General features: G+C 45.7%; 10 protein-coding genes. 2 read left to right on the forward strand and 8 right to left on the reverse strand.

Annotation, left to right across the window (positions count from 1 at the left end; translation table 11 throughout):
- Positions 1–9: 9 nt before the first annotated feature.
- Positions 10–2319, reverse strand: coding sequence for a translocation and assembly module lipoprotein TamL (gene tamL, locus DXD04_RS12360; protein WP_117673579.1), 2310 nt, complete (start codon positions 2317–2319; stop codon positions 10–12).
- A 104-nt stretch (positions 2320–2423) separates the two neighbouring features.
- Between tamL and DXD04_RS12365 the strand changes: the two genes are divergently transcribed.
- Complete coding sequence (locus DXD04_RS12365) at positions 2424–3182, forward strand: TrmH family RNA methyltransferase (RefSeq protein WP_117673580.1); 759 nt, start codon at positions 2424–2426, stop codon at positions 3180–3182.
- On the opposite strand, the gene DXD04_RS12370 is transcribed toward DXD04_RS12365, so the two are convergent.
- The 5 genes from DXD04_RS12370 to ileS all read right to left on the reverse strand — a co-directional run bounded on the left by DXD04_RS12370 (position 3177) and on the right by ileS (position 9069).
- Positions 3177–3503 (reverse strand): hypothetical protein, encoded by a 327-nt coding sequence (locus DXD04_RS12370; RefSeq protein WP_117673581.1) that lies wholly within the window; start codon positions 3501–3503, stop codon positions 3177–3179. The genes DXD04_RS12365 and DXD04_RS12370 overlap by 6 nt on opposite strands.
- Positions 3504–3508: 5 nt before the next feature.
- Complete coding sequence (locus DXD04_RS12375; RefSeq protein ID WP_117673582.1) at positions 3509–4369, reverse strand: DUF4296 domain-containing protein; 861 nt, start codon at positions 4367–4369, stop codon at positions 3509–3511.
- Entirely contained in the window at positions 4366–5016 is a 651-nt protein-coding gene (locus tag DXD04_RS12380; protein WP_022053741.1) for a lipoprotein signal peptidase, read from the reverse strand. The genes DXD04_RS12375 and DXD04_RS12380 overlap by 4 nt, the downstream gene beginning before the upstream one ends.
- Before the next feature lie 120 nt (positions 5017–5136).
- The gene (locus DXD04_RS12385) at positions 5137–5517 is read right to left on the reverse strand and encodes a TraR/DksA family transcriptional regulator (RefSeq protein WP_007561736.1); all 381 of its coding nucleotides are present in this window, start codon (positions 5515–5517) and stop codon (positions 5137–5139) included.
- A 63-nt stretch (positions 5518–5580) separates the two neighbouring features.
- Positions 5581–9069, reverse strand: a complete 3489-nt coding sequence (ileS, locus tag DXD04_RS12390; RefSeq protein WP_117673583.1) for an isoleucine--tRNA ligase — start codon at positions 9067–9069, stop codon at positions 5581–5583.
- Positions 9070–9400: 331 nt separating this feature from the next.
- Here ileS and tpx point away from each other — a divergent pair, with 331 nt between their 5' ends.
- Positions 9401–9955 carry a thiol peroxidase gene (tpx, locus tag DXD04_RS12395; RefSeq protein WP_117673608.1) on the forward strand — a complete coding sequence of 185 codons (555 nt, stop codon included), beginning with the start codon at positions 9401–9403 and terminating at the stop codon, positions 9953–9955.
- Between the two features lie 19 nt (positions 9956–9974).
- Here tpx and DXD04_RS12400 read toward each other — a convergent pair whose 3' ends face one another.
- The gene (locus DXD04_RS12400) at positions 9975–11207 is read right to left on the reverse strand and encodes an acyloxyacyl hydrolase (RefSeq protein WP_117673584.1); all 1233 of its coding nucleotides are present in this window, start codon (positions 11205–11207) and stop codon (positions 9975–9977) included.
- Entirely contained in the window at positions 11194–12177 is a 984-nt protein-coding gene (locus DXD04_RS12405; RefSeq protein ID WP_147330765.1) for a hypothetical protein, read from the reverse strand. The genes DXD04_RS12400 and DXD04_RS12405 overlap by 14 nt, the downstream gene beginning before the upstream one ends.
- Positions 12178–12362 lie beyond the last annotated feature (185 nt).

Here is a 12362-nt window from a genome sequence, read left to right on the forward strand (position 1 = left end):
TAGATGATATTAAAAGGGATAACCTACTGCAAAATGAAACGCGAAGTCGCGCTTGAAATCAGGAGAGATAATCGGATAACGGTCGCGTCTGGTGTACATCGGATTGATAGCCTTCATACCTCCGTCGAAACGGATAATCAGGAAGTCCAGGTCGAAACGCAATCCTAATCCGTAGGCCACGGCCAGCTGTTTATAGAAACGGTTGAACTTGAAAAGTCCTTCGGGCTGCATTTCCCGATTTCGGATGGTCCACACATTTCCGGCATCCACAAATGCCGCACCGTTCAGTTTCCAAAACAAATGGGTACGATACTCCAGATTCAGGTCGAGCTTGATGTCACCGGTATGGTTTACATAATCCAGACTGTTGCTGTCGCCACGGTACCCCCCCGGTCCCAACGAACGGACACTCCATCCGCGCACACTGTTGGCACCTCCGGAGAAATAGAGTTTTTCAAATGGAAGGCTCTTGGAATTTCCGTACGGAACGGCCACCCCTACCCCCACATGGAACACCAAGGCATTACGGTCGTCAATCATGAAATTCTTGGCATAATCGAAATCCGTCTTTACATACTGCGCAAAACTGATATTGGCCATCTGATATGCCTCCCCGTTCTTCGGACTACCATTAATCATCCGTGAAAACAAATACAACAAGTTGCCCGACTCTTCAATATTGAAACGGATAGAATAAGAATTGCGTTGCGATGTCTTCAATGTAGTAGCACCCGAACTATTATAAGTATAAGTATAGCCCAGACGCACAATAAACAAGTCTTCATAGCTATAACGCAGTAATGGATTCCTTTCGTCCATATAGTCTAGGTATTCACGAAAAGTTTCCGAACGATAGGGCATGTAAATATAATTCAAGTCGAACACATCAAAACGATGGGTCGCTCCACGCTTTCCCCAACGGTAACTCCAGGCCGCAGAAGCCACAGTACGCTCAAACTCCGGACGAATCTGCCAGTTGTATTTTACCGTTACCTCAGAAGTAGCACGGCTACGACGACGGAAATCAGACGAGAGGAAAGGGAACATAAATTCCGGGAAGCTCAAACTGGTTTCCACCCCATACTCCAGGTAGTTGCTGTTGGCATATCCTTCCAAACCTGTAACCGCTTCGTATGCCCCACGTAGCTTAATGGTAAAGGTTTCAGAACCCTTGAACAAGTTCCGGTGAGAATAAGCTACGGAAGCCGCAGCACCCAAGTCGCCCGCCGAGTTGGTACCTTCAATTTCAAAAGAAAGCGACTTGTTCTTGTTTCGGGTAAGCATGACGTACGCATCCAGATAAGCCGAATCAGCCTCCAATTCTTCACGGAAACGGATGTTGGAATATTTCAGGATGTTCAATCGTCCCAAAGCAGAATAAGTATTCTGCACATCGCGGTTACGATACAGTTTTCCGGATTGCAAATAATTATAATCACTGATTACCTGCGGACGCAAGAACAACTTATCCTTATAGAAAAAATTCACTCCACCCGAGCGAAGAGAATCCACACCTTTCAAACTCTCGGAAGTCAGCTCTGCAAAGTCCACATCGAACATAAAATCGACGTTGCGAATATAATACTGACGATGCTGTGAAGGAGGGTCTTCCTTCTTTCGCTGATAAGGATGGAGTTGCATAATCAAGTCGACATTGCGCGAGTTACGCATGGTATCGACCTGATACGTAATAAAATCTTTGTTGAAACGATAATAGCCCCGGTTCTGAAGATACTGTGTAATGCGGTCACGTTCTTGATCAAGTTTGTTTACGTCAAGACGAGAACCGGCCTTCAGATAAGAACGGGCTGAATCAGCCATCAGGTAATCATGTATCTGGTAGTCGGCAATATCGTATGCCACATGCGAAATCAGGTAAGGCTCACCGGAATGAATCTGATAACCGACCTTGATTTTTTTCCCCTTCACCTGAGTGTACATACTCACCTGACCGCTCATGTATCCCATGTTGCGCACCGCCTGTTCTATCTGCAAGCGGGTTTCTTCCGCCAGGTTCGGGTCATAAATACGGGGAGCGTCTCCCATGCGGTACAAGAAACGGTTAATCCACTTTGTAGAATCCTTTCCAGCTGCTCCGTAAATATACATAGGGAGTTTCACCAGACTGAACCACTTGGCATTGGGTGTCTGGCGAAGATACATATTCATCTGCGAAGGCTTGATTTCCTTGTTATCTGATTCTACTTTTACGTTATCCAGAAGATAATGCCCCTCAGGAATGAATTTACTGACCGAACATCCGCTCAGAAAAAGCAGCAGGACAAGCAGGCCGATATAGATACGGGGGATTATCTTCATACAAACTGAAACTATATGCAAAATTTTATATGCAAAGATAGGCAATATTAAAAATATCTTCTTAGCTTTGTTCTTAAAATATAATTAAAAATCCCCGTCACACTATGCTGAGCAAAAACAGAATCAAATATATCCGGTCATTGGAGATGAAAAAATACCGGAAAGCAGAAAAAGCTTTCTTGGCCGAAGGTAACAAACTGGTCAACGACCTGCTGGGACACTTTTCATGCAAACTGTTAATTGCTACGGCCCAGTGGCTGGAGGCTCATCCGCTTCTGCTCGCTCAGGAAACCATTGAGGTAAGTGCGGAGGAACTGGCACGTGCCAGTCTGCTGAAAACCCCGCAAGAAGTGCTGGCTGTATTCGAACTACCTTCTTATACTTATGATGATTCATTACCCGGCCATTCACTCTGTCTGGCACTGGATGACGTGCAAGACCCGGGTAACTTAGGCACCATCATCCGTATTGCCGACTGGTTTGGCATAGAGGATATTTTCTGTTCACAGGGTACTGCCGACGCCTTTAACCCGAAAACCGTACAGGCAACAATGGGAGCTTTGGCACGCGTCAAGCTGCATTACTGCGATTTGAAAGAATTCATTCGTGTGCAGACAGAAAGAAACGTACCGGTATTTGGTACTTTCCTGGACGGGAAAAACATCTATTCGCAGGAATTATCGGCACAAGGGGTTATCATAATGGGGAATGAAGGGAACGGAGTGTGCAAAGAAATTGAAGCACTCGTTTCTCAAAAACTGCTGATTCCTAACTACCCGCAAGGAAAGGATACCAGTGAATCATTGAACGTAGCAGTGGCCACTGCCATCGTGTGTGCGGAATTCCGCCGCCGTCCGTCATAAACGCACCAGACGGCTTCGTTCGGTAAATTCCATCTTCTGCAAATCAAAAAACGGCACATGGAAAGCATAAAGCGGCTGGTCTCCTGTCACCGCAGAAACTGTCCGCGCACGAAACTCCTGAAATGTTTCGCCTTTTCTTAATTCCGAATCAGAAGCTGCCAGAACAATCAGTCCGCCCAGCCACTGGGTATTCCGGACCTCTTCTTCTAAAGGCTCCATCGACACCCACGTACGACCAGACACTTCCAACCCTATACGCTGCATGCGGAACAGTTTGTCCTGCCCCGCATGCCAGAGATAATGAGATGCATAATACTGCATAAGTATCAGCGTTTGGTAATTTCCTGCCGTTTTACCCTACGAAGGGTATCGTTCTGCGCAAGTGTATCAGCTTTTACGGCTACAGAATCAATCTGCTTCTGCAAATTCTCTTCATGCATGCGATAACGCATCAGACGTATATCGCTGATTAAGGCCGATGAATGTTCTTTTCCGGCGTAATACATGAATCCGCTCACACTCTTGTACTTAAATGCAGAATCCGGACGAAGCATCAGGCGCTGTATACCCGAAGCCTCCACCACCCGACTGATTCCCTGCGTACTGTCGTTATCAAATACCAGGTTCATGGCCATCACTACCTTACCTTCATGCTTACCTTTAGGCAGGAAAGAGAAATTTGCTTCCAGTACCATCTTGTCCCTCTCGTGGAACGATGTATCAGCCTTCAAATCGAAAGTCAGCTTATTAGTGAGTGTAGAAGAGGTCAGCCAATAAATGGTACGGTCCTGCCAGAGGTCTACCGTATCACCCGACAATGAAACCGCCACCTCTCCGCTGCTGCGTACTGTCTGTTTTTTCAGCAGCTCGGCAGTAGTTTCCATGCGCTTCTGCAGATTCTGATAAATCGTATTCATCTCGTCGCTGTGACGTGAATACCATACCATAGACGAATCAAACTCCGCCTCTGTTACTCCATGCTTCTGGAATACGTATGCCAGGTAAGCCTGTTTCTTGTAATTCTCATCGTAAGGCAAATCCGCACTCATCGTAGTTGCCAGATGGTAATCATAAAGCAGGTTCTCCATGGCTTGCGGCTGAATAATTTCCTCCGGCACTTTCTTGCCACAGCTCCACATGCCGCACAGCGCCAGCATGGACACTCCTATAAGCGATATTCGTTTCATTTCTTGGCTTCTTTATGGGAAGAATTCGCATGTGTTTCCGTATTCAGGTAATGCGAATAAAAAATAAGCAAGGCAATGATGCCGCAACTGATAGCCGCATCGGCAAAGTTAAAAATAGGGCTGAAGAAAATAAAGTGATCACCTCCTACAAAAGGCATCCAGTCAGGCCAGTAGGTATCGATAATCGGGAAGTAGAACATATCGACCACCTTGCCATGTAACCAGTCGGAATATCCCTGCCCCAGTGGAACCCACGAAGCGATCTGCGAATGCGTACTCTCGCTGAATATCTCTCCATAGAACACACAGTCGATGATGTTACCCACTGCGCCGGCCAGAATCAAGGAAAGACAAACCAGGTAACCATTCTTCACCTTGTCCGTCCGTTTCACCAGTTTCACCAGATAGACCGTAATCAATATGGCAGCCACGATACGGAAAAGCGTCAGGAACAGTTTGGCAAAAATCTCCAGGCCAAAAGCCATACCGTTGTTTTCCGTAAAATAGATATAAAACCAGTCGGTCACATGAATATTCTCATGCAAATACATGTTCGTCTTCACCGCAATCTTGATAAGCTGGTCGATAATCAGCACTCCTGCCACCACAAGAGTAACCAGACGTCCCTGAGTGAAAAATTTTTTCATCTTCTTCAATTTGCAAATTGGATTCAAAAAAATTGAGAACTGAAAATTGAAAATGGATCACTTTGAAAAGTCCCGTTTCTCAATTTTCAATTCCCAATCTTCAATTAAAAATTCATTTCGTTACTTCTTTCCCTGCTGCTTGGCCTCGATACTCAATGTAGCATGAGGAACAGCACGAAGGCGCTCAGCGGGAATCAATTTACCTGTTTCGCGACAGATGCCGTAAGTTTTGTTTTCAATACGGACAAGCGCCGCACGCAAGTTTTGAATGAACTTCAGCTGACGGGCAGCCAGACGAGTAGTTTCTTCTTTCGATAAGGTATTGGCACCTTCTTCCAACACTTTATATGTGGGAGATGTATCGTCAGTATCGTTACCATCTGTGTTCATTATACTACTTTTCAGTTTCTCATAGTCGCGTTCCGCGAGCTGAAGTTTCTCCATGATAATGGCGCGGAATTCCTCAAGTTCTGCGTCAGAATACCTTGTTTTTTCAGCCATAGTGCTTAAGTTTTAAGTTAATAATAGTATCCACCCGACTAAAGCCGGGTGGATGAGTTCATATTACAGCTTCGTTACATTTACATACAACGAGAAGTCATCAAAGTTAAGTTCAGTACCGTCAACCACTTCATCAGCCAATGTCAGTGAGTTAGCTAGCACCTGGTTGCAAATATAAGTATTATATTCATTTATCGCGTCATCGGTATTTGAATTTTTTGACAGCACGATAGCAATCTTGTCAGTAATTTCAAAACCGCTGCTCTTACGGATATTCTGAATACGGTTCACCAGTTCGCGAGCAATACCTTCACGCTTCAGTTCATCGGTTACAGTCACTTCAAGCGCTACAGTCAACTTACCTTCGTTGGCTACCAGCCATCCCGGAATGTCTTCACTGAAGATTTCTACGTCGGCAGCTTCTACCACCGCATCTGTTCCGTCAAGCTGGAAGGTGTAACTTCCGTTCTTTTCCAGTTCAGCAATAGCTTCCTGCGACATACCTGCCACAGCTGCAGCCACCGCTTTCATCTGTTTTCCGAATTTCGGGCCCAGTTTCTTGAAGTCACATTTTACTTTCTTCACCAGTACGCCTGCCGCACCATCCACGAACTTGATTTCTTTCACGTTCACCTCGTTCATGATCAGATCTTTCACAGCTTCGATATGCTGCTTTTGCGCTTCATCTACCACCGGAATCATGATACACTGCAGCGGCTGACGAACCTTGATGTTGACCTTACGACGCAAAGCCAATACCATAGAAGTCACATCCTGTGCCATCTGCATACGAGCTTCCAGTTCTGCATTAATCAGGTTTTCATCGGCTACCGGGAACTTGGCAAGGTGAACAGATACTACCTGGTCACGTCCGGTCACTGCAATCAAATCCATGTACAGACGGTCTGCATAGAACGGAGCAATCGGTGCCATCAGCTTAGCTACCGTTTCCAAGCAAGTGTACAAGGTCTGGTAAGCAGACAACTTATCAGTTGACATGGCACTACCCCAGAAACGTTTACGGTTCAGGCGCACGTACCAGTTACTCAAGTTATCGTTTACAAAGTCTGTAATCAGACGGCCAGCCTTTGTCGGTTCGTAATCGGCAAAGCAAGCATCCACATTCTTAATCAATGAATTCAACAGTGAAAGAATCCAACGGTCAATTTCCGGACGCTCGTTCATCGGCACATCTTCTTCAGCGTATGTAAAGCCATCTACATTGGCATATAGTGCAAAGAATGAGTAAGTATTATACAATGTTCCAAAGAACTTACGACGTACTTCATCCACTCCGTCAGTATCGAACTTCAGGTTGTCCCATGGAGAAGAATTGGTAATCATGTACCAACGCAACGGATCAGAACCAAACTTCTCGATTGCACCGAACGGATCTACGGCATTACCCAGACGCTTAGACATCTTGTTTCCGTTCTTATCAAGTACCAGACCGTTTGAAATCACGTTCTTGTAAGCCACACTGTCGAACACCATTGTAGCAATGGCATGCAATGTAAAGAACCATCCACGAGTCTGGTCCACACCTTCCGCAATGAAGTCGGCCGGATAGTAGCTACGTGAATCTACCAGTTCCTTGTTTTCGAACGGATAGTGCAACTGTGCATACGGCATGGCACCTGAGTCAAACCATACGTCAATCAAATCTGATTCACGCTTCATCGGTTTGCCTGAAGCAGATACCAGGATGATGTCGTCTACATACGGACGGTGCAAGTCAATCTTATCGTAATTTTCCTTGTTATAAACACCTGGCTGGAATCCTAATTTCTTATACGGATTTTCAGTCATGAAGCCAGCAGCAACAGATTTTTCAATCTCGTTGTACAGCTCTTCTACTGAACCGATGCAGATTTCTTCGCCATCCTCACTTCTCCAGATAGGCAACGGAGTACCCCAGTAGCGCGAACGGCTCAAGTTCCAGTCATTCAAGTTTTCCAGCCACTTGCCGAAACGTCCGGAACCAGTTGATTCAGGTTTCCAATTGATGGTCTTGTTCAACTCAATCATACGGTCCTTGCAAGCAGTAGAGCGGATAAACCAGCTATCCAGCGGATAGTACAACACCGGTTTGTCGGTACGCCAGCAGTGCGGATAGTTGTGCACGTGCTTTTCAGTCTTGAATGCCAGTCCCTGCTGTTTCAGCATCATGCAGATATATACGTCGAGCGATTCAGCAGCCTGTGCAGCCTTTTCATCGTATTTTCCGTCTACAGTGAACTGAGGGTCGTATGCGTTCTTCACCCAACGGCCTTCATATTCCTTATATTTTTCTACATCGACACATTCCTTTACGAAAGCCTCATCCAGTTCCTCCATCAGGTAGAACTTACCGGTCAAATCAACCATCGGACGAGTCTCGCCTTTCTTGTTAATCATAAACAAAGAAGGAATACCTGCTGCACGAGCCACGTTCGCATCGTCCGCACCAAATGTCGGTGCAATGTGTACGATACCCGTACCGTCTTCTGTAGTAACATAATCACCCGGGATTACACGGAATGCTTTAGCCGAAGCTTCTTTCCAGGAACCGTCTTCTGCAGCTTCCACTGGTTTCACCCATGGGATAAGCTGCTCGTATTCCATACCAACCAGATCAGTACCCTTGTACTCGCCTACCACTTTGAACGGAATCAACTTGTCACCCGGCTTGTAGTCTTCCAGTGCAATATCTTCTGCCTTTTTATTGAAATGCGTATAGAGCAAAGGTTTGGCAAGTACCACCGTCATCTTTTCTCCATTATAGGCATTATAAGTCTGAACAGCTACGTAGTCAATCTTCGGGCCCACACAAAGTGCCGTATTTGAAGGCAATGTCCACGGAGTAGTAGTCCATGCAATGAAATAAGGTGTACCCCACTCTGCCATTTCCGGCTTCGGATTCTTCATCTTGAACTGACCTACCACGGTAAGGTCTTTCACATCGCGGTAACATCCCGGCTGGTTCAACTCATGCGAACTCAAGCCTGTACCTGCTGCCGGAGAATACGGCTGGATGGTATATCCCTTGTACAGCAAACCTTTCTTGTAAAGCTGCTGCAACAGCCACCACAAAGTTTCAATGTAACGGTTATCGTAGGTAATGTACGGGTTTTCCAAGTCTACCCAGTAACCCATCTTATGGGTAAGGTCAGTCCATTCTTTAGTGAACTTCATGACATCCGTGCGGCAATGCTTGTTATAATCTGCCACCGAAATCGTTTTACCGATATCCTCTTTGGTAATTCCAAGTGCCTTTTCCACTCCCAGTTCCACCGGAAGTCCGTGTGTGTCCCATCCAGCTTTACGCTTCACCTGGAAACCTTTCATGGTCTTGAAACGACAGAATGTATCCTTAATTGTACGTGCCATCACGTGGTGAATACCCGGCATACCGTTAGCCGAGGGAGGACCTTCGTAGAACACGAAAGAAGGATATCCCTCACGTTCTGTCATACTTTTAGAGAACACATCGTTTTCATCCCATTTTTTCAGCACCTCCTTGTTTATTTCTGACAAGTTGAGCTGAGAATATTCAGTAAACTTCTTACTCATAATTATGTAGTTTTTATCTAATTTCTAATCATTCAGGAAGTAACCTCCCAAATTTAGGCTGCAAATTTATAAGAAAAAAAGGTTATATAAAAGAAATAAGAAAAAAATACTGCCGGATAGCATAGTTTATAAACTTAAATAAACCTATTAAAATGAAAGGCCGAATATGCACAATTTATCTAACGTCGTTTTTTGCTTGAGCATTCATAACAACCCTTATATTTGTTTTTCAAAAAATCTCCTTACCTTTAACGCCCTAACCCTTTACTATTTTTATATGAAAAAAATCAGTGCAATTTTATGGATGGTGGCAATATGGATGATGGGACTGATGCCGGTTCGTGCCGCCGCAGGAGTACCAGGCCGTGACCTGCAGAGTGAAAAAGGTGAAACCGTAATTTGCCGCGGAGTAGAAGCACACACATCCGGTCCAATGCTTCAGGTAGGACAGGTAGCACCCGATTTTCACGCCGTCAATGCAAAGATGGAAGAAGTAAGCTTATCCGATTTCAAAGGAAAGAAAGTGATACTGAACATCTTCCCCAGTCTGGACACTCCGACATGTGCCTTGTCCGTAAGGCAATTCAATGTCCGGGCCGCAGGGCTGGAGAATACAGTCGTGTTATGTATTTCCATGGACCTTCCCTTCGCACAGTCACGTTTCTGTTCTACCGAAGGGCTGGATAATGTCATTCCGCTGTCCGTATTCCGCAGCCGTGATTTTGTCGCACACTACGGTCTCCAGCTAGCCGACGGACCCTTGGAAGGTTTAATGGCCCGTGCCGTCATTGTAGTGGACGAGAGCGGGAAGGTAAGTTACACCCAGCTGGTGGAAAACATTTCCCACGAACCGGACTACGAAGCGGCTTTAAAAGCTGCACAATAAGCAGAAAGTGAAGGGATACTCATTCCCTTCCTTTTGCATTAAATCGAAACCCCAACCCTAACATCAGATTGTTGGGATCTTTGAAGTCGTGCAACTGATACCCCACATGCAGAAAGAGGTTCTTGGTGATATCGGTCTTTAAAGCCAGTACCTGATAAAATGAATCAGTATCGACTCCTTTGCAGATGACATTCCGCCCAATACCTAAATTGATAGAAAATATCGGCATCACAACCTCTGCCCGTACGGAAAGCCCTACGGCAAACTGTTCGCGGAAAGGAGGACGATAGAACTTGATGGTCTCCGCATCGGGTTGCCCCACACTATTGGCTATGTAACTGGAAATATTGGCACTTTCATCGTACTGTGCATCGACCGACGCACCGGCTCTGAAATAACGGCTGAAGTTGTACATCGGCGTAAAATTCAGCCCGAGAATACCAAATGAACCGGGCACCAGCACAGGATTTCCACCTTCTGGAAACACGCCTTTCTTCCGGGTGGCTCCGTACACAATGAGGTCGTAACTGACATAGGGCTTGAAAGGCGGACGCCGAACAATGCCGGAAGAGCCATCTGCCAGCGTGGCACGCGACGTCCCTCCGAAATAGCGTGTCAAACCGATACTGGCTCCCAAGGTATTCACTCCCGCATTGGGGTAAGCGGTATTCCCGTTTGAAAAGTGCGTCGCACCGATTCCTGCCCTAAGATTTGTCTGCGCATCCAGTTGCCAGTTCAACAGGAAACTCAGGTGAATGTACGCATTCATTTTGGAACCTACCACCCTGTTGTAGGGATTCGATTCCGCATCATACTTCTTCCATCCGAAAGAGGCTCCGAAGTTCCATTCATAATCCAGTGACAACCGGGGAGTCAGACTGGCTATGCGCGAGGTCTGAAAGGCATACACTGACCAGGGGTTTCCCAGTTCGGAAGAATGGAAAAACGTGTTATACCCCACCCCGATTCCTTGTACGGCATGAGGATACATTCGGCCGAAATAAGTATCCGGCGCAAACTTGAACCCGTATTTCAAATGAACCGACAGGTTTTTCCGGATGGGAGAAAACGTGGCATTGTTTCCGGCAAAGAACTCATGCGTGGGAAAAACATAAGCCGGCTTGACGTCAATGCCTGCCATGTGAATCATTTTCCGGGAAAGACTGTCCTTGCCATCGGCATAGAGAGAAAGTGCACGTAACAACACAAGCGCACACATGCACAGTCTGAGTGCAAGTCTATTTATCTTCATCGGTAATTGCAATAGGAATGATTAAATAATTGAACGGTCTCTTGCTGGAAAGCGTACCGGAGATTTCTAATTTCTTTACGGTCAGCGAGTTGGAAAGATAGGCTTTATAAGGTACGTGATACTGCTCTATTCCATTATACACTTCCAGACGTACGTGTTTGCCTGCCTCTACGGTTTTCGATACCTTCAATTCCTTGTCGAGTCCCGCATCCAGCCGTTGTTCATGATGACAGAAAGAGACCTTCGTGCCATACAATCCCGGGGTGCCGCTCACTATATCCGGAATCTCCACCTGGGAAGCAGCATCGCCCAGCAACTTCCGTAAATCGTTTTCATCTCCTCCCCAGCCGCCATACTGCATGTAAAACTCCACGATACGGGCTGAATTCTTATAAGGATAAAAATACACTGTGGCGGGACTACTGGCATCCAGGGTATTCACTTCCACCTGCTCTACGGGTTCCAGCATGTAATCGAAGGAAGAAAACTGACTCCAGTCGTATGACACACTGTCTATCTGATATTTACGGGTAGGAGAAAAAGACACGCGAATCACCTTCTCTTCATAACGGTTGCCCACCCTGACAAATGTTTCAAACGGCTGGTCATAGAGATTCTCGCCGGAAATAAAATGCAATTCACTGCCGTTTCTTTTTTCCACACGAAAATCCAGAAACGCATTCTTGCAATACACAATGCCGGTTTCTCCTTCCTCAAAAGGAAGATATTTGGAGTTTTTCCCTTCCAGATCTGTGGCCGACACTGCGACCCCTTCCCTCAGACTTTCTACCCCTAAAATATCCCAGTTGTCTGCCTCAAAGCAAACAGTTACTTCTTTTTCTGTTTCGGATAAAGACACGGAAGGTTCTGCCGACAGGAATCTGTCAATAAAAACATCGCTGTTGCATCCGGCCAAAAGCCACGCGACAGCGAGAATACCGCATTGCAGCCTACGGAATGTGGTTTTCATTATCACATGCATTTACTTGTTCATAGGTTTATGATTCAAAACATAAAGTTAGACAGTTTTTCAATATGGCAAACATATTTCTGCAAAAAAGCCCTTCATTGACACATTTTTTAGCAGTAAAAGAAGTTAGCTAACAAGCATTATAATATCAATGATTTTACGTACATTTGTCTGACATTCTATTA

The organism is Phocaeicola plebeius (assembly GCF_003437535.1).
GTDB lineage: Bacteria > Bacteroidota > Bacteroidia > Bacteroidales > Bacteroidaceae > Phocaeicola > Phocaeicola plebeius_A.